Source organism: Serratia sp. EC4 (assembly GCF_059652115.1).
In genome coordinates this window covers 499,563-522,633 of the sequence record NZ_JBNIDE010000004.1, presented here as the reverse complement: position 1 = coordinate 522,633, position 23,071 = coordinate 499,563, and the positions used below count along the sequence as shown (strand labels likewise).

Sequence of the window (23,071 nt, the reverse complement as noted above, 5' to 3'; positions counted from 1 at the left end):
ATTTTATTAATTTAAAATTTTCTCAACGGTATACGTGAATATGATGGTTCGTACATAAGGTCGCAGCTCTCACAGGGCTGCGACCTCAAAATGATAATGGTACTGAGATGTTACGTTATTAGGATAATAGGAAATATTAATCCAAAAACAGGTGCGCATGGCCTCTTGACAGATCAGCAATTTGCTCGGAAAATAAACATGCTTACTCGTTGTCTTCGGACAACCAGCCAATGCTTCAGCACTCTGTGAGAAGCGCCTTCGGGTGAGTGCCAACCAAAGTTTCAGCGGTCTGTGAGAAACGCCTTCGGGCGACTGCGAATATCCTCGTAGCCTGAAAGAGGAAGCCCCTGTGGCGGTAACCCTGTTTAACCTTTGAGAACAGGGATCACTTAACGGTGATGAAGGTATTGACCGATGTCATAACGACTGCGGTTGCTGCAATCTGATCCCCCGGGGAAATACCTTTCCCCTGGGAGCGGTGTTTCCCTTTTTTACAGGAGAAACATCATGTCTGTTTTTACTTCTTCAGTTGTTCCTGATTTCTTATCAACCCTGCACCGTGTCAAATCGGCTGTCCAGCGAATACCTTTTCGCATGGCGCCGCCGCGTTTTACTGACTGGTACGTCAATGCAGCAGGTAATTTTGCCGTTCGCGCGCATGTTATCTGCAGTGATGATGGTTCGGTCAGCGCGTTACTGACGCTGCGCAAAGGTTGGTACAAAGGCGAATATACCTACGCAAGCACCCATGTTGTGCTGTCTTGCAAGCATACCGAGCGCAGAAAAGCTTACCGACTCGCCAGCCAACATGCTGAGCATTTGGCCAGACTGCGTTACCGCTTTTAGAGCGGTCGGTTTACCCACTTAATACCCTGACGGGGATTTACACCCGTTATGGGGATAAATCCCACGGCATTTTATGGAGGATTTATCGATGCATACCCCGTTACCCAACGTACTTGACTTAAAAACCGTGCTTGATGCGTTTCATTTCCTTTGCCTGGTTGAAGGCAAGCTCATGAGTATCCGGGCTTGCCAGCGTCTGGGACTGGGTCTTGAACGTGAAAATCCCACTGAGCTGAATGATGTGGAAAATGCCGTTATCAATGCGGGAGAGGCCTTTGGTGGTTTCCTGCTGGTCATGCAGTACGGCTATATATCGACGCTTTCCGCTAACGGGCAAGCACTTATGGCTCACCTGGATACACTGAGCAAAGATATTCACGCGTCTTATTGGGCGCAGGCCGTGGAGCAAGGCAAGCGCGATGTCGAAGCTGACATTGCGATTGGCGAGCTCGAGGTTTGGTGATCTGCACTGCAGCCTGACAGACACACACCCTGACGGGGATTTATTCCCGTCCGGGGGATAAATCCCCCCATTTTTTGTTTCCGGAGGATTTATCGTGAGTACTACTGTGTATTTTGACGCACCACCGTCCCAGGACGCGTGGATTGATTTTACCCTGGCGGTGACCGAGATGTTCTGGTTGCTGCCGGCATTTGCACGACCTGCAGGTATTGATGCGGCGGGGCAGCTGTTTGCCGGAGGCGCATTTGCAGGTTCTGGTATCCGCCTGTCGTCATGGCCGGCCGATAACCTGCCCGTGCAGGAGATTGCCCTCGGGGATGAGACGTCGGATTTTTTTAACCGCCTGGTACTCATCCTGATACACAATCTGTGTCCTGGATGCGTGCGCATTGAGCGGGAGCTGTCCCGCCAGTCAGGCTGGGAGCAACCGCTGCTATGGCTGCGTCATCATCTGCAGCGTCCGGCGCTTTCAGCTCCGGGATACGTTGACGCTGCGACGATGGGGGATAGCTCGATCTGTTTGCACCTTGAACGGTATCGAGACAGTTTGTGTAATGCCGACCTTCCGTACCACTGGCAAGTGATTACGTGGATGGATGAGGTGTTGTCCCAACGCAGAAAGTTAACTCAACGCGTCGCCTGATTAAGGCGCGCATTTTACCCGGCAGGGCCTCCCTGCAGGGGAGCTCCTGCCTGTTTACCGAGAGGAGTGACCCATGGGGCTGGATATCAACTTTTTCCGTCAGCGTAAGGCTGACTATCCGATGTTGCCGATAAACGGCGACTGGACACCCGTCGGTGACTGGGTGCCGTGTTCACCAGCGTGGCTGGAGGACGGCGGTGATTGTGCGCAGGCGCCGCGAATATACAACCACAAAACGTGTAACCACTACCATCCGCCGCTGCTGGTTCACACCTGTCATTTTCGCGGGTTTACTGCGTTGATGCATTGGGTGGCCAACAGTGTCGGCGACGTCAAAAGCGGTGAGCTGATGGCGTTCGACCGCAATGACATCCAGATGCTGGATTTGTGTCTGTCGCGGCTGAATGAAGCGAACTGCCATGATGAGTTTCCTTCTGAATGTCGTGACTACGGCGGTATTTACTGGACGCAAGTCGATTTGCTGAAGGCGTACGTTAACAACGTGCTTGCCGGTTTTGATTTCAGTCGGGACCACCTTTACTTCCGGGCTTCGTGGTAACACCACCCACTGGCCATAACGTTTCATTTCCCTGGAGGGGCTTTCCCTTTGGGGGAAGTCCGTCTCCGCAACTCAGGAGACTTACCATGTTGCATTTTAACCCTGCAGAACTGCGCGCCGTCGTGACTGAAGTGCGCGCCAATCAGTGTGCGTTGGTGTTGACCAATGACAACGGCGTCTATCTGATGCCAGCTGTGGGCGAGCGAAACGCCACTGGCCGTATCAAACACCTGGCGTATGCCGACGGGTGTCATCCCGATAAGGATGAGGCCTGGTATGAAACGTCCCGGCAGCTTGCCGGCGGCGCCGATTTTGGCGAGGAGCTGATGCTGAACAACAGTTGTATCGAGCGAATACTGTCGCAAGGGCATGAGCTCTGGATACATCTGTTACCCGAAACGGTCTATATGCACGTTGCCACGGTTAACTGGGTGTGCGTCGCCGATTACCGCCGGGTGATCGCGCGCATGCTGCAGCTGGCCGAGGTCCATTACTCGGTTTGCGTTAGCCAGGATGAGTTTAAACACTGGCGTGAGCGGGCCATAAACCTGCTGGCCACAGCCTGTCATACCGATTGCAAGCGGGCAAAGCCTGCCGATCGAGACGATTACCAGGCTATGTTCGAAAGGCTGAAACAGCGTATTGACACAGTCAACCCGAAAGGGGCGCTGCGTTACCCCGCTTTCTAACCACTTTTCTGTCCCCTGGGGCGTATTCTTCGCCGCCAGGGGAGGAATGCGCCTTTTTCATTGAGGAGCATTCCATGAAGAAAACATCACCATCACGCCGGCCGGCCAAAGCCCGTCGCGAACGACCAGACCTGTACCAACAGGTAACGGACAGTATCATCGGCGCCATCGAGCGTGGCACCTTACCCTGGCGCAAGCCCTGGCGGACTGACCGGAACCGGATTCATACCGGGTCTGTCATGCCGCAGAACGGCACGACGGGTTACCACTACAGCGGCGTAAATGTGCTGCTCTTGTGGATAGCTGCGGAAGAACGCGGTTTTCACTCCAATCGCTGGCTGACTTATAAGCAGGCGGAAGCCGTCGGTGGTCATGTACGTGCCGGCGAAACGGCAACCCTGGTTGTGGTATTCAAACCCTGGGATAAGCAGGTGGAGGATGCTGATGGCCGGCAGCTGTTTGACGAAGAGGGGAAACAGCTGAAAACGCGAATACCCATGCTGAAGCCGCTGTACCTGTTTAACGTTGCCCAATGCGACAACCTCCCGGAGACCGTTGTCGGCGTTATGCCGGCAACCGAGACGGATGAGGGTAATGCGTTGGTTGATGCGAAAACACAGGCTCAGGTTAACACCCTCGTTGAGGCCTGCGGTGTTCGGGTTGAACAGGTCTACCAGGACAGGGCGTTTTACTCCCCACTCCGGGACCAGATTGTCCTGCCACAGGCTCAGCAATTTCGAACTGAGGCGGATTACTGGTCAACGTTGTTGCATGAACTGGTGCACAGCACCGGCCATGCTAAACGGCTTAACCGGGAAGGGATCACGTCTTCTTCCCGGCGATTCGGCGACCCGGTATACGCGTTTGAGGAACTGGTGGCCGAGTTGGGCAGTGCTTTTATGTGCGCGCAGCTTGGCGTCTTTGGTGACATCCAGCACGACAGCTACCTTGAGCACTGGCTCAAGGTATTGCGTGAAGATAAGCGCGCGCTGTTTCGTGCGGCCAAACAGGCCCGTGAGGCGTCAGAATTTTTGCTGAAACCCCTGGCGAACCCGGTGACAACCGATCCAGCCGTTGCGGCATGAGGAGTCTGGTGATGACGATTGAACAACGTTACTGGCAGACCATTGCCGGCAGGTTACTGGCCAAATATTTTGGCCTTGCGTTAAACGATACCGATCTGTGTGAAGCGGAGTGCGTGATGGCTTTACAGGAAGCGGGAGTACGGCCGTTTGAGGCGATCAACAACCTGGTGGATAAATACCACCTGGTACGCCTTGGCGCCAATCCCTTTACCTCATCATCACCGTATCTGCGCCAGGTGGAGGAACTGGGCGTGATTGGTGAAACAGAACAGGAGATAACCGATGACTAAAGCCACCAACAAGGGGCTACAGATAACCGTTGACTCTGAGATTGCCAGCGAGCTGGCCTACATGCTGAAGCTTCAGCAGACCTGTGGTGCCGCTGTTCAGCTTGAGAATGTCGAGGGCCTGATCCATTACATTCTGGCGAGTATCGCCGATGGTAGCCGACGTCCGGGCTCGTGGGAGCGCGGAATATTGGTACAGCTGGGATTGGTCGCTAATGGCGACGAACATCAGGTATACCGGGCTCACTATGGCGAGCAAGCCCACTAAGGACAGGATCAGCGTCCTGGCCATCATGAGGTAACACCTAACCCAACGGGGGAGACTTTCCCCCGCTGGGGAAAGCTCCCTCTTTTTCTTGTAAGAAGAGGAGAACGACCATGTCGAACTGGTGCAATAACCGTTTAGTGATCACTGGCCAATCCGTTTTTGTTGATGAACTGCAGCAATGGGTCAATGGCCATGTGGTTCCTGACTACCGTCATGCTGTTCAACAAAGCTGCCGGCTGTTCCTGGCCGGGTGTGCCGGCATACTGAAGCCGGCGACGACAAAACCCGGTGTTTATGTGCCTTACCCGGCACTGTTAACGCAGCCGGGGATTGCATCGCCTCAGAACCTGGCCTTTGAACACTGGTTCGGATTGCTGAAGGCAGATGTGTCGTTAACGGGTGAGAACATTCGCCTGATAGAGAGACTCTACCGTCAGTCGGGTATCGATGCGGTGAAATGGGAGAACATCCCCAACGTCGCGAAGGAGCGTATGGCGGATGTACTGTCGCGCCAATATGCCGACTGGTTCGGACTGGTGGGGGAGAGCCCTGACATCGATGCCGGCATCTGCTGGGAACGTTTGAGCGTGATGCCTGAGTATACCGCGCCATGCGATATGCTGATGTTGATCCCGACGCGTCTGGCAACTGAACTGAATGGTTCAGGCGGGCTGCTGCGTGATGTGCCGTCCACTACTGATCTCTACGGTCGGCAATACGGCGTCGAGTGGCCGGCCGGCCATAATGTCGGTTGCGTACGTGATGGCATCAACACGTTGACGGTACATTTCGATTCTCCGTGGTACCCGCCAGCCGGCGAGGTTATCGGGAGAGTGTCTGAGTTGTTCAGCTGCCAGGTGGAACATACCTGGTATATACCTGATGCGGAACGCAGCGGCTACGATCGCTACGACCGCGGTGAGCATGTTGACGGTGGACGAATAGCGGCTGAGGTTGGTGCCGGTGAGGTGATCCACCTGACCTACGCCGACAAGGATTCTATTCCCATGTCACCGAATGCAGCAGCCGGCTAATCACCGTTTTTTGCTGAAGCACTAACCTATGGCCACCGGTATCCCGGTGGCCTTTTTTTCCCCGTGGGGGAGTTCTCCCACTGCGGGTGAACTCCCTTATTAATGGAGTTCACCATGCTGACGTTTACTGAAGCACAAAACCAATTCATCAGCCTCTTTGGCCAAACGGCACGCTACCATCACCGGTACAAGGTCTTTTCTGACTTTGTTCAGTGCGGCGCGATAGCAATACACAACCGCTTTTGTCCGGACGACGCGCTGGAGAAGCAGTACATGTTGCTCATCAAAGGGTATGAACGTGAGGATGTCGAACGCCTGGCGCACTTACTTGCTCTGGTACGAATAGCACTGGCCGCTAAACCTTGTGATTTTTTGGGCATGGCTTTCATGAGTCTGGAGCTTGGTGATAAACATCGTGGGCAGTTTTTTACGCCCTGGAGTGTGGCATCCATGATGGCCAAACTGCAATTCACCGGACTGGAGCAACGGTTGTTGACTCAATCGTTCGTGACGATCAGTGAGCCTGCGTGTGGTGCCGGCGCCATGATGATCGCCGCTGCGGCCGAGATTCAGGCGTTGGGGTACATACCTTCACAGCATATGTGGGTTTCCTGCGTTGATATCGATGTGGTAGCGATGTCGATGGCATATATTCAGTTGTCTTCGCTTGGCATTCCTGGAGAGGTTGTGTTGGGGAATGCACTGGCAGATGAACGGCGATTGGTGATGTGTACCCCGATGCATTGGTTAGAACAATGGCCACTTCGATTACAGACGCTTAGAGAGTTTAAAGCGATTAGTTGACAACAATCGCCCCTGACTGGGGCGATTATCTTTCAGACGTATTAATTAATAGGCATATTTTACGAGGCGGGATCCTTGGCCAAGACTGATTCTATAGCTTTTTTGATATCATTTAGTCTGACCGGCTTAGTTAAAATGGCTACATCTTTGATTGGGCTTTCACTCGTATATGCACTAATGAATATGAATGGCGTATTTTTATTTGGCCCTTTATTCTCTTTGACTCTTTTATATAAGTCATCACCTGTCATTATAGGCATCTGCAGATCGCTAAAAACAAGATCAAAGGATTTCCTATATAATTTCTCCAAAGCCCGTTCTGGGGAGATCGTATACTCGACTATAAATTCATGCTGAAGAATTGACACCAATGATTCACAGGCCATTTCATTATCATCGATTATTAAAATCCTTATCCCTTTGGCTGAAAAAGTAATATTATCTATATTGGTGTGGATGCCCGCTTCTTCATGTTTTGAAAACTCAATCGGTAATGAAACTGTGAATGTGCTCCCTTTGCCAATCTCACTTTCTACATCAATAGTCCCGTTCATGGCTTTAACAACACCGTGGACAATGGCCAATCCCATTCCAAAGCCGGGAACCTTGTTGTTGCCGCCAACCCGGATGAACGGAGAGAAGATCGTATCAATTTTATCTTTCGGAATACCCTGGCCCGTGTCTCTTACCATAATGACCAGTCTGGACTTGTCGCGGATGACTGCGCTTACCTCTACATTTCCATTCTCAGTATATTTTATGGCATTGGTGACAATGTTCTCTATGATTTGCATAATCCTGGAAGGATCGCTTTTTACATATATATCTTCAATTTCATCTATGCTTACGCTGATGTTTTTCTTATTCAAAATAGTGATGCTTTGCTCGACAGTGTCATGCACGAGTTTATGTAAGTTGAATGATGAGGTTTTTATTTCAACATTGCCATTGTCAACTTTGGCAAATTCAGCAAGGTCTTTCATCTGACGTTCCATTTTCATTGCAGCATTCTCTAATCGCTCAAAATGAGAGAATGTTACGACGTCTTTTTGCTGGGTGATCACCTCCACCGATGAAATTATTGCCTGGAGTGAAGTTCTCAATTCGTGCCCTAACACACCAAGAAATGCATTCTTGTTGTTAAATGATTTCTTTTCAGACTCTAATTGTTTGTTAATTGATTTAACCTGCCGATATGAAATGAACAGCATTAGTGAAAATATAAAGTACAGGATGGCAATGGGAAACCGCATCGAGTTGGCTTTATTTATATAATCCTGCTGTATAATGTCTCTTTGCCTGACTTCAGCATGGTCCGAGATAACGATGAGCTCTTTGTTTTCCAGACCTATTAACTCAATGCTTTTGAGTAGGTTCGAGTAGTTCGTGTTTTCCTTTTTTAATTCGATGTCGATTTTCTCCAGATTTGAATTTATTTGTTCAACCGTTCCAGCATACCCGGCTTCGTCATATAAATATCTGGTTGATATACTTTTATGGAGTAGCACGTTAGAGCTTGAGAAAAGCAGATCCAATTCATTTTGCAACTCGTCTTTGTTATCGATTCCTAACCGTAACTGGTGTTCAATTTTGGCATTAAATCCAGCCAATCTGATAGCAAACTTTGCAATTGCCCAGGCATAGTTTTCTTGTGGACCCGCGGAGTTAATATTATGGCTCGTGGAAAAGTATTGCTCATACATCCACACAAAGCCACCTGTTAGCACCAGGAAAACCAATAAGTACTGAATGATGAGCTTTTTTAGTTTCATTTGTCTAATACCGTTATGCCGCTTACCTGCCAGATATGACGAGCTTGATAAACGGGAGTATTGAGTTTACCGTAAAACTTGTCCATCGGGTAAATGACGAAGTATGGGCCAAAGTCTCTTACTTTCAGTGGCTTTCCATCCATTTTGTTCGCCAGCAGCATATCGAATTGCTCGACGTCAGAGACCGGTATGTCAACCCAGTAATCATTTAATGCCCTCATTCTTAAGGTTTTCCCACGTGCGCCGACAACATTTAACAAGTCTTTGAATTTTACGCCTTCGAAATCCACGACGTGACCCAATTCAGTCCAGGATGTTGTTGTTTTTATGTGGTGTTTTTCTAGTGTGTTAAATTCCGCTGCTGTCAAAATGTACCCTGTTCCGTAATTTTTTTGGGTAATATCTCCGTCAATATAGATATCTCCTGTTTTCGAGAAAGAAGGGGGGGGCATGAATAAAGTAACTAGGCAGAATATGCCTGATGACATCAATTTACGCATAATAAACCTCAAACTCTTTATTGATTAAATCAAGTAAGTATGCATTTTCACTATTATGCACGCCCTCTGTTTCATCATTCCCTATGTAAATGGATTTGCAGTTTTCATAGTATAAACTACGGAACTCAGGTTTCACTGTAGTGAATATACATGTGGTGGGCGTGTTAAATCCTGCGCCAATGTGCAGGGCTGCCGAGTCACAGGTGTAAAGGTGCTTTGCATTTTTAATGATGGAGGCGAAGCATGTGGTATTTTTTGACAGCTCTGTGATATTCGTATAGTTTTCATGACTGATTTCACTGAAACCAAAGACTTTAACTCTGAACCTGTCACTCAAATAAGAGATGATATTCCTATGGTATTGTGCGGGGATACTTCTTATTTTTGTGCTTGCGTAAGGACAAAACAGAGCATACTCACCTAGGCTCAGATCTTCAATGAACGAGTTATTGAGCCAGGTATTACTTTTTAACGAGGTTGAAACCTGGCTGTGCTCTATGCCCAGATTTCTTAAAAAGAAATCGTGCATCTCCAATGTATCAAAATCTTTCCAGTACAGCTGATTCCCTATGTCTATAACGAGGTCTGAGTCTGAAAAATTGGTAATGTCAAACGGCATATAGGAAATGTCATCTATGATATGCTTTGCGAGCATATAAATTTCATTAACATAGTCAGGACAATTTTCTGGACGAATGACTCTGATGACAATGTTTGGGTTGGTTTTTTTTATTGCATGCAGCGCAGATATTCCGACAACTGAGTCACCTAGCGTTACACCTAATCCATTGATGACCGTCAGGCTTTTGACCTTTGAATAGTCTACGGAAACTTTATTGATTGCGTTATTGAAAATAGCAGGGGTGTTCAGTGGGGAAATATCACCACTGGTGCTTTCTTTACTCACCCCATAGGGCGATACAATGTATCTTCCGTCAAGCAATAGACTGCCTGTATACGTCAACAAATAATCATCCATAATCATTCACTCAGGGAAGTGTTTATCCACCAATGACTTTATTACACTGGCTTTTATCGGTTTTTCGTAAGGACCAGTGATATCATAATCATTTATTGCGCTGGCGATCTCACTATCTACAATTCCAGGCAGTTGCCCGGTAAGAACCAGTATCATGGCGTTATTATTCTCTGTCTTCCTTATCTCTTTTATCGTGTTGAAAGCGGTTTTTTCCCCAACGACCCAATCCAGGATGTAGGCATCATAAGGGGTGTTTATCAGACGTTCTTCTAATGACTCAATGTCATAAAATGCATCAACGAGATATTCATTATTGGCAATTATTTCTTTGAGACTGTCTACAATATTTTTGTCATCATCAAGAATGGCGATTCGGTGTTTTTTTAGACTTTGCTTTTGAGGGTAGAGTTGAATTATATCAATATTGCGCTTCGACTCAAATAAGACATCGTCCTTTATATCGTTAGTGTGAAAAACAACCCATTCATCGTTTATTTTTACGGCTGAATATTCAGTTGTATCATTGGTTTTCACATTGGATAAATATATTTTGCATTTAACATGGTTCTTGCCATCATTCCAGACTGCATCATGCACTTCACTGACTGAATAATTATAGATGTCGAAGAAGTCACTCGTTGTCATACCGATAGAGTCAACCACTTTAACCAGCTGCGATACCTCCCAGTTTGACGCTCCGCTCATCTTTTTCTGTGCTGCAGCTATGGTGATCTCCAGAACGCGGCTGGTGTGGCTAATGTGTTTTTGTTTTGGAATGCCTTTCATCGTCATCGCTTTGGCAATGACCTCCCCCAGGGCAGTTTTATTGTTGATTGCCATCTCCCACCTTCAGCCTGTTTCGGTTTAAAAAATAGCCATCATTGTACACTCAAAGTTGTTTTTTTCAATAAATCCGCACTCTACCATGTCTCAAAATGATTTAAATAATCGTTATAGTGTCATTTTAATTGACAGTGAGTCATCTTGGTTGTTAAAAAGAAGTCTGAGTGTGGAGGCTCGCGGTGCTTAACTGAGGCTTCTAAGCGTTATGTTCATCTCCTTTCGGGAGAGCATAACGCTCAGGTGATGCTATAGCGCACAACACCAGAGAAAGCGCCCACTCAGCGTTTGGGGAATAACCAAACGATGCGGAGGGATGCGCAAAAATCATGAGGGTGGACATTTCATTTGTAGATGCATTTTGTGAATCGTCGGAACGCCCCGTAATAAAAATCACCTGATATTTGTTGTTCTTGGCACCAGGGAAACCTGATAAAAACACAATAAAACAATAGATTGTTAGCTTTGGGGTTGCCTTCGGAGGTATAGGCTCCCCCACTGTTTTTGCCCTAAGAGACTCCAGCAATGAGGGGTTGATAGCTGTCTATCAACCTGAAAACGGCTGACTGCGGGAATCTATTTCTTTCGGGAAAAGGTTTTTCTGTGGTACTGGCTGTACTGACCTGCGCAGGATAAGCGCCGGTCAAGTTTTACGGAGTGCTGCTTATGTCTTATTGTGATACACCTGAACAGGCCGCCATCATTGGTTGGTCCGGCCATCGCCTGGTGGTTAGGGCGTTTGCCGGCACCGGCAAAACGTCCACGCTGGTTCGGTTTGCCCAGGCAAATCCGGGCCGCAGGATGCTTTATCTTGCCTATAACCGTGCAGTCAGGGATGAGGCCGAGCAAAAATTCCCCTTTAACGTTGAATGCAAGACGTCGCATCAGCTGGCCTGGCCTAACTTCGGGCGCCATTATCAGCGGCGGTTGACAGCTAACCTGCGGATCACTGACGTTGCTCGCCAACTCAATACCCGCTATTGGCCGCTGGCACGCACATCTATCACGACCTTTAACACTTTCCTCTGCAGTGGGGATGGCGAATTGGGTTTGCAACACTTGCCTGATGAAGACTCACGCAGTGGTTTGTCGCCCGATAAAATCCTGGCAGCGGCGCAATTGCTTTGGCGCGAGTCTGCACGCCAGGATGGTACTTTCCCTGTCACCCATGACGTTTACCTCAAGCTGTATCAGCTCTCTCAGCCCGACCTTTCCAAACGCTGGCAGACGCTCCTGTTTGACGAGGGGCAAGACGCGAATCCGGTGACGCAGTCACTGGTACTGGCGCAGGGCTGTGATGTGGTGTTGGTTGGCGACCGGCATCAACAAATCTACCGATTCCGTGGCGCGGAAAATGCCCTCGATGCTCCTGAGTTGGCCGATGCGGACCGACTTTACCTGACTCACAGTTTCCGTTTTGGTCCTGCCGTGGCCCAGGTGGCCAATATGCTGCTTGCCCGGCAAGGCGAAACGATGTCTGTGGTCGGGGAGGGGGGAAACGACAGGGTTGTTGGGTGCATACCTGATGACGTGAAGGGGCAGCCTGTTGCCATATTGAGCCGAACGGTGGCGGGGGTCATCGGCGCTGCGCTGGATGCCAGCCTAGCAGGGAAGAAGGTCTACTGGGTTGGGGGTATCAGCGGCTATAAAACGGAAGAACTGGAAGATCTGTACTGGTTCTCGGCTGACATGCCTGAGCGGATGAAATCTCCGCTGCTGGCGCGAGAATACCGCAACTTTGAGGAGTTTGAGTCGGTTGCCAGAGCAACCCGGGATGTTGAAATGAACCAAGGCCTGCGGTTACTCGAACAGTACTTCCCGCTGCCACAAAAGCTGCAGGTGATGCGCGAGCATGCAGTGACTGATGAACGCCAGGCTCAGGTAACCGTTTCGACGGCGCATCGAAGCAAAGGGCTGGAGTGGCCTGTGGTGGTGTTGAATCATGATTTTGCCGATATCACAGATCCTCTGATGGCCGACAGCGAACGTACCGATGAAACCAACCTGCTGTATGTCGCTGTGACCCGGGCCCGGCAAACGCTGGTACTGAATGAATTGCTCCAGGTGTTGATGGACAACGAGGGTAATGATATCGCCGGAGACCTGGCATGCTGAAGGCTATCAAAGAACTGCTGGTTGGAACCCGGGTTATGTCGGCAAATCCAACGGCAAGCATTTCAGCCTCTCAATGTCCTGTAGGTTATTTTATGCCGGCATCCGCAGAGCAGCTTTTGAGCACGGCCTCTCGTCAGCAGTGTTTACAGCAGCTGTGGGAGAACAGCGCTCTCCCCAAAGATCTCTATGAACATTTCTATCAGCAACCCTTGAAGCAGCTTGTTACGCTGATGCAGGTACTTCCGGCCGCGTCCCAGGGGGAGTATGCCAGGGAAGGAGGACTGGTCGATGTTACCCTGCAGACGACGACGTATGCGGTTCGACTGGCCAAAGGGCACATGTTGCCCCCAGGGGCCGCGCCCGAAGAACAATCCGCCCAGAATGTGCAGTGGAATGTCGTGGTGTTTTATGCAGCGCTATGGCACTACCTGCCGCTGTTGACTCAGCTGCAGGGTGAGCTTCAAAGTGGCCGAGCCTGGTTACCTGGTTTGACGGTGCCGGGTGAACCTTACCGTTTTCGCTTCAGAGCCACTCCGTTAGCACCGACTCTGGCCAGCAGTCAGAGTGCAATGATTGCGGCACGACTGCTCCCTGAAGACCTTATTGAATGGTTGTCAACACTACCAGCGGCGATACATTCGTTGATGACGATAGCGTCCAGGCAACCGAGCACATTACCTGCAATTGACGATATTACTCTGGAGGCGGCCAAACTGGCTCGTGGCGATGGTTTGGCCGTATCGCTTTTGCCGATATCCAACCCCGACACATTGGCAATAACCTTACCGTCAGTGGCGCCGGCGACAGAACATATCACCTCTTCAGTACCCGAGACTGATTTGCAAGGTGCAGTCAACAGTATCCATCCTCCTCTCGCTCAGGAGCAACTGCCGGCAGAGACATTAGATCAGCCCAACGAAAATGCACCGTTATTCACGGAAGTGTTACTTAGCTCGGCCCTGGATGCGCCGGTCAACGATAAGCCTTTGGCTGAGATGGTCCTGGCGCCAGAAACGGTGGTTGGTGTGGAAGAAGATATGCAGGCTCTGTTGTCTTTAATGGCGGTTGAGATGTCTGCTCCGGGGAACCGGTCTGAACAGGAACTCGGGGACGCCCCTCACGAAGATGAAGGCCCGCTTCTTGCCGATAATCCTACGCTTACTGCTGAAGTGACTCAGGCAGTTGAAGCTGCAGAACTAAACCAGGAGTCAGACGCCATTGATGATATCGCTCCGGAAGCGGCATTTTCAACTCCCGAATTTTGTGTCCCTCAAACTACAGATCTCGCTTCTTCGCAATCACAGAAACTGAGTATTGAAGGCGATGAGGGGATAACTCGCGGAGAAGTCTTTTGGCGTTGGTTAGTCGATGGGCTCAATTCTAATCAGATCCTCATCAACACTGTAGAGGCGAGGGTTCATCTTGTTTCTGGTTTTGTTTTTATCACTGTGCCTGGAATTTTTTATTTGTATTTGAAGCAGTTTGGTTTGGATGGTTCTAAACGAGAGGCTCTCCAGGAGGATTTTGAACGTCTGGATATACATCGACGAATAAAGGGTAAGCGATTTTATTTTGCTCACCTGTATGAAACATCAGAACATACAGGAGCATTTAAACGAACCAAAGGTTACCTCGTTAAAGTAAGTTTGCTCTATCGAGGGGGGAACCTACCTGACGACAGTCCGGTGCTGGTGATCCCTTAACAGGGATTAATCGTGTCTTGCGGTCATATTAAGTTCGCAGGGCTTCTATTTATGCTAGGGAGATATCATGCATATACCACGTGTAATGGATTGGGAAACTTTGCTCGAAGAGTATTTTTTCTCAAAGGCGTTACGTCCAGAAACTGAAAAAAGTTATCGTCGCGTAGTCGCCGTTTTCAGGAAATTTATTGGATATGACACGTTACCGGATGAAGTTACGAATCGAGAGCTGATTTTGTGGCGTAGAGATATGCTGGGAAGGGGGATTACCACGAGTACCTGGAATAATAAGGCTCGCCATTTGCGTGCGATTTACAATCAGGGAATAAAGAAAAAATGGTTAAATATGGAGGAGAACCCCTTAAACGAAACGCAAGTACCACCGGGTAGTAAGCGTAAAAAAATATTGAATCGTGATCAGTTGGTCAGGATTAATCTGGTGTTAGAGCAATTTGAAGAGCGCGAAAAACGTCAAGTGGGCAAAAGCCGCTCATGTGCTCTCTTTCCAGTTTGGTATTGGCGGACAGTTATCGATATTTTGCGTTCGACGGGGATGAGACAAAACCAGTTATTGCATATACGACTGATGGACGTTGATCTTGAGGCAAACTCGATGTTGCTGTGTAAAGAAGGGAGTAAAACGCATCGCGAGTGGTTAGTTCCTATCGTCACTTTTGTCCGGGACCGCATGCGAATACTTGTTGAGCGCGCAATAGAACAGGGGGCCGAACCAGCTGATTACCTGTTCGATGTGGCGCGATTCTTGGCGCCATTGGGTGAGGTTGACTCCGAGCCGGCAATACAACCTGTTCGCTCGTTTTTCACCAGACTAACAAAAGAGTGTGGTTTTAAGGTTAGCCCACATCGGTTCAGGCATACCCTGGCGACTGAGATGATGAAGTCACCTGATCGTAATTTGGCAATGGTTAAAGGTCTGCTGGGACACCGGAGTGTCAGTACAACGATGGAGTATGTTGAGCTGGATTTGAAGATTACAGGTCAAGCACTTGAGAATGAATTGTCACTGTATATGGATGTCGCGCCCAACGTTAAAGACGGGCGCAGACACGCCTTGACATAACTTTAACAAGCTGTAAAAATCACCAGTAATCGAGAAAAGGACGCCTGTGGGCAAACACAGGCATCCCTTTTAAGAGGAACCTAGTTATTAATATCGAGTGTGCAAATTCGAAAAACACTGCGATATCAACCTGCTAGTTCCTTTGTTCCGCCCGTTAAAGGGTTACCTCTAACCAGCGTGCTTTCATGCAGAATTAGTGGTGCCCGGACTCGGAATCGAACCAAGGACACGGGGATTTTCAATCCCCTGCTCTACCGACTGAGCTATCCGGGCAACGCGCAGCATTAAACCGTATTGGCCGAAAGCCGTCAACGGCTTTATGCGTGAAAGACGTTAAAATGCCTCCGGTTGCTGTCTTTTCAGGCAAAGGGCGCAAAAAATGCGCCTGTTCTGGCTATCACCTTGGGTTGGCTGCGCAGCCAACCCGGCCGATTCAGCTCAACGCCCCGTTGCGGCGGCACTGCGCCACCTGCAAGATGTCTTCCGCCAGCCGTTTGGCGACCGATACGTCCTGGAGCTGGCGTTTTACCAGCAGTTTGCTCAGGCAGCCTTCCTGAATCAGCTCCATTTGCTGCGCCACCATGTCGGCGTCGTCGGCGTCCATGTCGCGCAGCAGTTCGCGGGTCAGCTCCAGCGAGGTCAGCTTTTGCTGCTCCGCCAGTTGGTGGATCGGGTGATCCGTTTCTGGGAAGAAGCTGCAGGCGGCGATAAACAGGCAGCCGGGATAGCGGTCTTGCTGCACGTATTCCGCCAGTACGTCATAGCGCGCCAGCAGCTTTTGCTGCGGGCTCAGGTTTTCATCCAGCAGCAGCTGGCGGCGCCAGGTGTCGATCTGCTGGCCGTGGTAGCGCAGGCAGTCGTACAGCAGCGCTTCGCGATCCGGCCAGAACCGTTTGAGATCGCCGGGCTGAACGTCGAGTTTTTCCGCCAGCATCTCTAATGTGGCGGTCGCCAGGCCCTGTTGTTCCAACAGGCCCAGCGCGGTATCAAGGACGTGTTCACGTTGCACTTGTGCTTCCTCCCATTCACTTCCGATCTTCAGTGTCAGTTATCGCATCACTTTCTGCAAATGCGCGTTGAAGGCTTCCGCCTTCATAAAACCGGTGACCCGCTCGGCCGTCAGCTCGCGGCCTGCCGGATCGAAGAACAGGATCGTCGGCAGCCCCAGCACCTGCAGGTGCTTCAGCAGCGCCGCTTGTTCGGCGCTGTTAGCGGTGACGTCCGCCTGCAGCAGTACTGCGTTGGCCAGGCTCGCTTGCACCGCCGCGTCGCTGAAGGTGTATTTCTCGAACTCTTTACAGGCTACGCACCAATCGGCGTACAGATCCAGCATCACCGGCTTGCCACGCGCCTGTTGCAGCGCCAGATCGAGCTGTGCGACGTTGTTGATGCGGGTAAAGGCCAGATGCGGTTGAGCCGCCTGCTGCGCCTGGTCGGCGCCGAAAGCCCAGTCCTGCAGCGGCCGCGCGGCGATCACCGCTGCCGCCAGCAGCAGCAGTTGCAGAGCGCGCGTCCAGCCGCGCGTGCTTCTCAGGCTCAGGGCGAAGGCCCAGCCGAAGAACGCCAGGCCGAGCAGGCTCCACAGGCGCAGGCCCCACAGATCGCCGATCACCCGCTCCAGCAGGAACACCGGCAGCGCCAGAATGACGAAGCCGAAGGCTTCTTTCACGTACTGCATCCACGGGCCGCTGCGCGGCAGCAGGCGGTTGCCGAACAGGGTGACGATCACCAGCGGGATCCCCATCCCCAGCGCATACAGGTACAGCGTGCCGCCGCCGGCCCACAGGTTACCGCTCTGGGCGATATACAGCAGGATGGCGCTGAGCGGCGCGGTGGTGCAGGGCGAGCAAATCAATCCGGCCAGAGCGCCCATCAGGAACACGCCGGTCAGCGAGCCGCCGCGCTGGGTATTGCTCCAGTTCGCCAGCCGGGTTTGCAACGCCGAGGGCAGCTGCAGGGAATAGAGGCCGAACATCGACAGCGCCAGGACGATGAACAGCACCGACAGGCCGATCAAAACATAAGGATGCTGCAGCGCCGCCTGGAACTGCAATCCGGCGGCGGCCACCACCAAGCCCAGCAAGGTGTAGGTGAGCGCCATGCCCTGCACGTAAACCACCGCCAGCGCCAGAATGCGGCCGCTGCTTTGCGGCCGGTCGCGGCCGAGAATGATGCCGGAGATCAGCGGGTACATCGGCAGCACGCACGGGGTGAAGGCGATGCCGATGCCGATCAGCAATGCCCACAGCGGCGAGAACGGCAGGCTGGCCGGTGTTGCGGATTGTTCGGCTGGTTCAGAGGCAGCCGCCGGATGCGGGGCGTCAGCGCCGGCGCTGACCGCATCCAGCGGGATGACCCGGGTTTCCGGCGGGTAGCAAAAACCGGCTTCGGCGCAGCCCTGATAGGTGACGCTGAGGCTGGCGTTGGCCGCCGCCTGTTGCAGCGGCACCTGCAGACTCAACTGCTGTTTGAAAATCGCCACTTCGCCGAAGAACTCGTCCTTGTGGCTCAACCCTTCGGGCAGGGTAAACGCGCCGAGTGTCGCCTGCTGCGGCACCAGTTTGATCTGCTGGCGATACAGGTAGTAGCCGGGGCGGATCTGCCAGTTCAGCGTTACCTGGTTGCCTTGCTGTTTGAAATCGAAAGCGAAGGCCCGATCGACGGGCACGAACTGGCTGCCGCCCTTCGGCGCGAACAGCGAAGCCTGCGCCGCCTGCGGCAGGAAGCACAGGCTGCAGAGCAGCAAAATCAGTTTAAGGAAGCGTTGATCCATAACAGGTAGTCTTTATCTCCGGCCATCACCGGCAAGACCAGCAGCTCGGGCGTCTGGTAAGGGTGATGTTGTTTCAGGGTGTCGAGCAGGGCTTGCTGACGGCGGCGATCGCTTTTGAACAGCATCTGCACTTCGTATTCCTGTTCCAGTTTCCCTTCCCAGTAATACAGCGAGGTGGCGCCGGGCAGCAGCGTGGCGCAGGCCGCCAGCTTATCGCCCAAGACCCGCGCCGCCAGTTCCTGGGCGCTGGCTTCATCGGGTGCGGTACAGAGTATGACGACAGCTTCGCAATCAGACATCTTCAGCCCTCTCATCGGTTTGAATGGGCACTATACCCTGAAGGCGGATTGGCTAGAAGGCGAGTTTATCGCCAGAAGGAAAACCGGGGCCGCAGCCCCGGTCTAAGCCTTACAGCATGACGCTGCCAAGCAGGAAGCCGAATACCACCGCGAAGATCACGCCCATGGTGCCGGGAATGAAGAACGGATGGTTGAACACGAAGCGGCCGATGCGCGTGGTGCCGGTATCGTCCATCTGCACCGCGGCGACCAGCGTCGGGTAGGTCGGCAGGATGAACAGGCCGGAAACGGCGGCGAAGGAGGCGACGGCGGTCAGCGGCGACACGTTCAGCGCCAGCGCCATCGGCATCAGCGCCTTGGCGGTGGCGGCCTGCGAGTACAGCAGCGCCGAGCAGAAGAAGAAGATCACCGCCAGCAGCCACGGGTGCGCCTGAATGACGCTGCCGGCCGTCTCTTTGATCCAGTCGATGTTGGCCTGTACGAAGGTGTCGCCCAGCCAGGCGACGCCGAGGATACAGATACAGGCGCTCATGCCGGCCTTGAAGGTGCTGGAGTTCAGCACCATGTCAGTGTCGACGCGGCACAGCAGGGTGGTCAGCGTGGCGACGCTCAGCATGATGATCAGGATGGCGTTGGTGGTGTTCATCAGCGGCTTGGCCACCAGGCCCAGGCCCGGGCTGTTGATGATGGCGTAGGCGACCACGCACAGCACGCCCAGCAGGAACAGCAGCACCGAGGTTTTGGCGCGCGGCTTGATCGCCAGCGCGTTGTTGCCGCGCAGGGTGATCAGGCCCTCTTCCAGGCGTTTCAGGTACACCGGGTCGTTAGACAGTTTGGAGTCGAACAGCCAGGTCACCAGCAGCGACATCACCAGCACCGCGCAGAAGGTGGACGGGATCACCACCATCAGCAGATGCAGGTAGCTGACGCCGTGGCCTTCCATCACCGAAGACATGTACACCACCGCGGCGGAGATCGGCGAGGCGGTGATGGCGATCTGGGCGGAGACGACGGCGGTCGACAGCGGCCGGCAAGGTTTAATGCCCTGTTCTTTCGCCACTTCGGCGATCACCGGCAGCGCCGAGAGCGAGATGTTGCCGGTGCCGGCGAAGATGGTCAGGAAGTAGGTGACGATAGGAGCGAGAATGGTGATGTGCTTGGGGTTCTTGCGCAGCAGCTTTTCGGTCTGCTGCACCAGGTAGTCCATCCCCCCGGCGACCTGCATCGCGGAGATCGCCGCGATCACCGCCATGATGATGGAAATCACGTCGAAGGGAATGCTGCCTGGCTTGACGCCGATCAGCGCCAGGACCAGAACGCCCAACCCCCCCGCGAACCCGATACCGATACCGCCCAACCTGGCCCCTAAAAAGATGGCCAGCAGAACGATAACCAATTCTACGGCTAGCATAGTGTTTACTCCTTAAAATGAGAGAAATTGAAAATCAAACGTTAAAATTTTGTGGGCGCCGGAAAGTAAAAAGGCACGCTATCCAGAGGATTTAGCGTGCCTTTCAGGGCTACCGGGTAGGTCTGTTATTGTTCATTTTCATCCGTATAGCGTTTAGCTTTATAAGCCGGGTGCATCAGGTTCTCCACGGAGAAGATGTCATCCAGCTCGGCTTCGGTCAGCAGGCCGCGTTCCAGCACCACTTCGCGCACGCTCTTGCCAGTTTCGGCGCAGATCTTCCCGACGATGTCACCGTTGTGGTGGCCGATGAACGGGTTCAGATAGGTGACGATACCGATCGAGTTGAAGACGTAGTGTTCGCAGACTTCTTTATTCGCGGTGATGCCGTTAATGCATTTTTCCAGCAGGTTGTAACAGGCGTTGGTCAGGATGTGGATCGACTCGAACATCGCCTGGCCGATCACCGGCTCCATCACGTTCAACTGCAGCTGGCCCGCTTCGGCCGCCATGGTAACGCAAGTGTCGTTGCCAATCACCTTGAAACACACCTGATTGACCACTTCCGGCACCACCGGGTTCACTTTGGCCGGCATGATGGACGATCCCGCCTGCAGCTCCGGCAGGTTGATTTCGTTCAGGCCGGCGCGCGGGCCGGAGGAGAGCAGGCGCAGGTCGTTGCAGATTTTGGACAGTTTCACCGCCAGGCGTTTGAGCGCGCTGTGCACCATCACGTAGGCGCCGCAGTCGGAGGTGGCCTCGATCAGGTCTTCCGCCGGCACCACCGGCAGGCCGCTGACTTCCGCCAGTTTTTGCACCGCCAGCGGCTGATAGCCTTCCGGGGTGTTGAGCGCGGTGCCGATGGCGGTGGCGCCCAGGTTCACTTCCAGCAGCAGCTCCGCGGTGCGGTGCAGGTTGCGGGTCTCTTCATTCAGCAGCACGCTGAAGGCGTGGAATTCCTGGCCGAGGGTCATTGGCACCGCGTCCTGCAGCTGGGTGCGGCCCATTTTCAGAATGGTTTCGAACTCTTTCGCCTTGCGATCGAAGCCTTCGCGCAGCTGGTTGATGGCGTCGATCAGTTTCTGGTTGGAGGCGTACACCGCGATGCGGAATCCGGTCGGGTAGGCGTCGTTGGTGGACTGGCATTTATTGAGGTGATCGTTCGGATTCAGGTACTGGTATTCGCCTTTTTGATGGCCCATCAGCTCCAGGCCGATGTTCGCCAGCACTTCGTTGGTGTTCATGTTCAGCGAGGTGCCCGCGCCGCCCTGGAATACGTCCACCGGGAACTGATCCATGCACTTGCCTTTATCCAGCACCTCGTCGCAGGCCTGGATGATCACGTCGGCGATTTTGCGCGGGATGGTTTTGAGTTCTTTGTTGGCCATCGCCGCGGCCTTTTTCACCATCACCATGCCGCGAACGAACTCGGGGACATCGCTGATTTTGCTGTTGCTGATGTAGAAGTTTTCAATCGCACGCAGAGTGTGAACTCCGTAGTAAGCGTCTGCGGGGACTTCACGTGTTCCTAACAGGTCTTCTTCGATACGAATGTTGTTTGACATGAGAACCTTCTCTATGTGTTGCTGCCGAATTAATAATTTGTCAGGTCAAGGCTAAAGGGCACAGCCTAAATTAATATTGCCGAAGGCTTGGGGCGTGAAACGATTAACCAAATCGCCCGTTGCTGCCCAGATCATATGCTGGTTGATAAGAAATGACTGAATCCAGATCACCTTATGGCGTTTAAGGATATGCCCTTTTCCGGTTCTGTGACTTCTTTCACGTTTGTGAACTTTAGCAATAAAAACCGGCTCTCGGTTGAAATGGTGGGGGGATGCCCTCATTGTAATGGTGTCGGCCGTTTACGGCCTCTTTTTTCGCGCCGTCGCCCCCGTGGCGGCCGCGCTTTACCTACCGATAGGAGAACCAGGTGCGCTGGTTACCGCTACTGCTGATATTTCTGCTGGCTTACATAGAAATATCCATCTTTATCAAAGTCGCCGCCGTGCTCGGCGTGGCTGTCACCCTGTTGCTGGTGGTGTTCAGCTCCTGCGTCGGCATTTCGCTGGTGCGCAATCAGGGCATGAAAACCTTCGTCCAGATGCAGCAAAAACTGGCGGCCGGCGAAAGCCCGGCGGCGGAAATGGTGAAAAGCGTTTCGCTGGTGCTGGCGGGCTTCCTGCTGCTGATTCCGGGCTTCTTCACCGACTTCCTCGGCCTGCTGCTGCTGCTGCCGCCAGTGCAAAAATCGCTGACGCTGAAGCTGATGCCGCATCTGTCGGTGTATCGCCCCGGCGGTTGGACGGGCGGCGACGCCGCCAACGGCAACACCTTTGACGGCGAATTCCAGCGCAAGGACGACGAGCGCCCGGTGCTGGAACATCGCCCGGACGAGGATCGCAAACCTCACGATCGTTAAGCAAACGCGGCCCAGGCCGCGTTTTTCATCTCTGCGGCACTCGCCGAACCAAAAATGCGAAATTTTTTTCGCTAGCCCCCTTGAAGGGGGCTGGAACGCCCCCATCTCAAATGCCACGAGGCCGGTAATAACAACCACCCGGTGTACAACCCTAAATCTGATAGAGACCTTCTTACAGGAGAGCGTTCAATGAGTATTCGTCCATTGCATGACCGCGTTATCGTCAAGCGCAAAGAAGTTGAATCAAAATCTGCTGGCGGCATCGTCCTGACTGGCTCTGCTGCGGGTAAGTCCACTCGCGGTGAAGTGGTTGCAGTGGGTAAAGGGCGTGTGCTGGAAAACGGCAACATCCAACCGCTGGATGTGAAAGTTGGCGATATCGTGATTTTCAACGACGGCTACGGCGTGAAAGCAGAGAAGATCGACAATGAAGAAGTGTTGATCATGTCCGAAAGCGACATTCTGGCAATTGTTGAAGCGTAATTGCGCTTTATCTTCTGA

General features: G+C 52.4%; 24 protein-coding genes and 1 tRNA gene. 15 read left to right on the top strand and 10 right to left on the bottom strand.

Annotated elements, in window-relative coordinates:
- The first annotated feature begins 507 nt into the window (after positions 1–507).
- The 10 genes from ACP39K_RS15985 (at position 508) to ACP39K_RS15940 (ending at position 6,678) form a co-directional block, all read left to right on the top strand.
- Positions 508–846 (top strand): hypothetical protein, encoded by a 339-nt coding sequence (locus ACP39K_RS15985; RefSeq protein WP_259002778.1) that lies wholly within the window; start codon positions 508–510, stop codon positions 844–846.
- An 88-nt stretch (positions 847–934) separates the two neighbouring features.
- Positions 935–1,309: a hypothetical protein gene (locus ACP39K_RS15980; protein ID WP_497008665.1), complete on the top strand. Its 375-nt coding sequence runs from the start codon at positions 935–937 to the stop codon at positions 1,307–1,309.
- A 94-nt stretch (positions 1,310–1,403) separates the two neighbouring features.
- The gene (locus ACP39K_RS15975; protein WP_497008664.1) at positions 1,404–1,952 is read left to right on the top strand and encodes a hypothetical protein; all 549 of its coding nucleotides are present in this window, start codon (positions 1,404–1,406) and stop codon (positions 1,950–1,952) included.
- 73 nt (positions 1,953–2,025) lie between these two features.
- Positions 2,026–2,511, top strand: a complete 486-nt coding sequence (locus ACP39K_RS15970; protein WP_497008663.1) for a hypothetical protein — start codon at positions 2,026–2,028, stop codon at positions 2,509–2,511.
- 86 nt (positions 2,512–2,597) lie between these two features.
- Positions 2,598–3,200 (top strand): DUF3085 domain-containing protein, encoded by a 603-nt coding sequence (locus ACP39K_RS15965; RefSeq protein WP_497008662.1) that lies wholly within the window; start codon positions 2,598–2,600, stop codon positions 3,198–3,200.
- Positions 3,201–3,274: 74 nt separating this feature from the next.
- Positions 3,275–4,285, top strand: coding sequence for an ArdC family protein (locus ACP39K_RS15960; RefSeq protein ID WP_497008661.1), 1,011 nt, complete (start codon positions 3,275–3,277; stop codon positions 4,283–4,285).
- Between the two features lie 11 nt (positions 4,286–4,296).
- Positions 4,297–4,575 (top strand): TA system toxin CbtA family protein, encoded by a 279-nt coding sequence (locus ACP39K_RS15955; protein ID WP_049209639.1) that lies wholly within the window; start codon positions 4,297–4,299, stop codon positions 4,573–4,575.
- Positions 4,568–4,840 (top strand): hypothetical protein, encoded by a 273-nt coding sequence (locus tag ACP39K_RS15950; RefSeq protein WP_497008660.1) that lies wholly within the window; start codon positions 4,568–4,570, stop codon positions 4,838–4,840. Before ACP39K_RS15955 ends, ACP39K_RS15950 begins: the two co-directional genes overlap by 8 nt.
- A 110-nt stretch (positions 4,841–4,950) precedes the next feature.
- Entirely contained in the window at positions 4,951–5,874 is a 924-nt protein-coding gene (locus ACP39K_RS15945; RefSeq protein ID WP_497008659.1) for a DUF1281 domain-containing protein, read from the top strand.
- Between the two features lie 114 nt (positions 5,875–5,988).
- The gene (locus tag ACP39K_RS15940) at positions 5,989–6,678 is read left to right on the top strand and encodes an N-6 DNA methylase (RefSeq protein ID WP_497008658.1); all 690 of its coding nucleotides are present in this window, start codon (positions 5,989–5,991) and stop codon (positions 6,676–6,678) included.
- A gap of 59 nt (positions 6,679–6,737) precedes the next feature.
- Here ACP39K_RS15940 and ACP39K_RS15935 read toward each other — a convergent pair whose 3' ends face one another.
- The 4 genes from ACP39K_RS15935 to ACP39K_RS15920 are packed head-to-tail and all read right to left on the bottom strand — an operon-like array spanning position 6,738 to position 10,769.
- The gene (locus ACP39K_RS15935) at positions 6,738–8,450 is read right to left on the bottom strand and encodes an ATP-binding response regulator (RefSeq protein ID WP_497008657.1); all 1,713 of its coding nucleotides are present in this window, start codon (positions 8,448–8,450) and stop codon (positions 6,738–6,740) included.
- Positions 8,447–8,950 carry a putative pterin-binding protein gene (locus ACP39K_RS15930; RefSeq protein WP_497008656.1) on the bottom strand — a complete coding sequence of 168 codons (504 nt, stop codon included), beginning with the start codon at positions 8,948–8,950 and terminating at the stop codon, positions 8,447–8,449. The genes ACP39K_RS15935 and ACP39K_RS15930 overlap by 4 nt, the downstream gene beginning before the upstream one ends.
- A complete protein-coding gene (locus ACP39K_RS15925; protein ID WP_497008655.1) occupies positions 8,943–9,929 on the bottom strand; it encodes a glycosyltransferase family 9 protein in 987 nt (328 codons plus the stop codon). Before ACP39K_RS15925 ends, ACP39K_RS15930 begins: the two co-directional genes overlap by 8 nt.
- Before the next feature lie 6 nt (positions 9,930–9,935).
- Positions 9,936–10,769, bottom strand: coding sequence for a helix-turn-helix domain-containing protein (locus tag ACP39K_RS15920; protein ID WP_497008654.1), 834 nt, complete (start codon positions 10,767–10,769; stop codon positions 9,936–9,938).
- Positions 10,770–11,435: 666 nt separating this feature from the next.
- Between ACP39K_RS15920 and ACP39K_RS15915 the strand changes: the two genes are divergently transcribed.
- The 3 genes from ACP39K_RS15915 (at position 11,436) to ACP39K_RS15905 (ending at position 15,668) form a co-directional block, all read left to right on the top strand.
- The gene (locus tag ACP39K_RS15915; RefSeq protein ID WP_497008653.1) at positions 11,436–12,884 is read left to right on the top strand and encodes a UvrD-helicase domain-containing protein; all 1,449 of its coding nucleotides are present in this window, start codon (positions 11,436–11,438) and stop codon (positions 12,882–12,884) included.
- The gene (locus ACP39K_RS15910) at positions 12,878–14,587 is read left to right on the top strand and encodes a TraI domain-containing protein (RefSeq protein WP_497008652.1); all 1,710 of its coding nucleotides are present in this window, start codon (positions 12,878–12,880) and stop codon (positions 14,585–14,587) included. Before ACP39K_RS15915 ends, ACP39K_RS15910 begins: the two co-directional genes overlap by 7 nt.
- Positions 14,588–14,654: 67 nt before the next feature.
- The gene (locus tag ACP39K_RS15905) at positions 14,655–15,668 is read left to right on the top strand and encodes a tyrosine-type recombinase/integrase (RefSeq protein ID WP_497008651.1); all 1,014 of its coding nucleotides are present in this window, start codon (positions 14,655–14,657) and stop codon (positions 15,666–15,668) included.
- 197 nt (positions 15,669–15,865) lie between these two features.
- Here the strand turns inward: ACP39K_RS15905 and ACP39K_RS15900 are convergent.
- The 6 genes from ACP39K_RS15900 to aspA all read right to left on the bottom strand — a co-directional run bounded on the left by ACP39K_RS15900 (position 15,866) and on the right by aspA (position 21,713).
- Positions 15,866–15,941: transfer RNA gene (locus ACP39K_RS15900), tRNA-Phe, on the bottom strand.
- Between the two features lie 160 nt (positions 15,942–16,101).
- Entirely contained in the window at positions 16,102–16,677 is a 576-nt protein-coding gene (gene dicD / locus ACP39K_RS15895) for a division control transcriptional repressor DicD (RefSeq protein WP_015376374.1), read from the bottom strand.
- Between the two features lie 39 nt (positions 16,678–16,716).
- Positions 16,717–18,441: a protein-disulfide reductase DsbD gene (locus tag ACP39K_RS15890; protein WP_089185213.1), complete on the bottom strand. Its 1,725-nt coding sequence runs from the start codon at positions 18,439–18,441 to the stop codon at positions 16,717–16,719.
- Positions 18,417–18,740, bottom strand: coding sequence for a divalent cation tolerance protein CutA (cutA, locus tag ACP39K_RS15885; protein ID WP_004929657.1), 324 nt, complete (start codon positions 18,738–18,740; stop codon positions 18,417–18,419). The genes ACP39K_RS15890 and cutA overlap by 25 nt, the downstream gene beginning before the upstream one ends.
- A gap of 109 nt (positions 18,741–18,849) precedes the next feature.
- Entirely contained in the window at positions 18,850–20,151 is a 1,302-nt protein-coding gene (locus ACP39K_RS15880) for an anaerobic C4-dicarboxylate transporter (protein WP_016929379.1), read from the bottom strand.
- A 125-nt stretch (positions 20,152–20,276) separates the two neighbouring features.
- Positions 20,277–21,713, bottom strand: coding sequence for an aspartate ammonia-lyase (gene aspA / locus ACP39K_RS15875; protein WP_004929659.1), 1,437 nt, complete (start codon positions 21,711–21,713; stop codon positions 20,277–20,279).
- Between the two features lie 368 nt (positions 21,714–22,081).
- Between aspA and ACP39K_RS15870 the strand changes: the two genes are divergently transcribed.
- Together ACP39K_RS15870 and ACP39K_RS15865 are read left to right on the top strand one after the other, a co-directional pair.
- Positions 22,082–22,570: an FxsA family protein gene (locus tag ACP39K_RS15870; protein WP_004929660.1), complete on the top strand. Its 489-nt coding sequence runs from the start codon at positions 22,082–22,084 to the stop codon at positions 22,568–22,570.
- A gap of 189 nt (positions 22,571–22,759) precedes the next feature.
- Positions 22,760–23,053, top strand: a complete 294-nt coding sequence (locus tag ACP39K_RS15865) for a co-chaperone GroES (protein WP_004929661.1) — start codon at positions 22,760–22,762, stop codon at positions 23,051–23,053.
- The last annotated feature ends 18 nt before the right edge of the window (positions 23,054–23,071 follow it).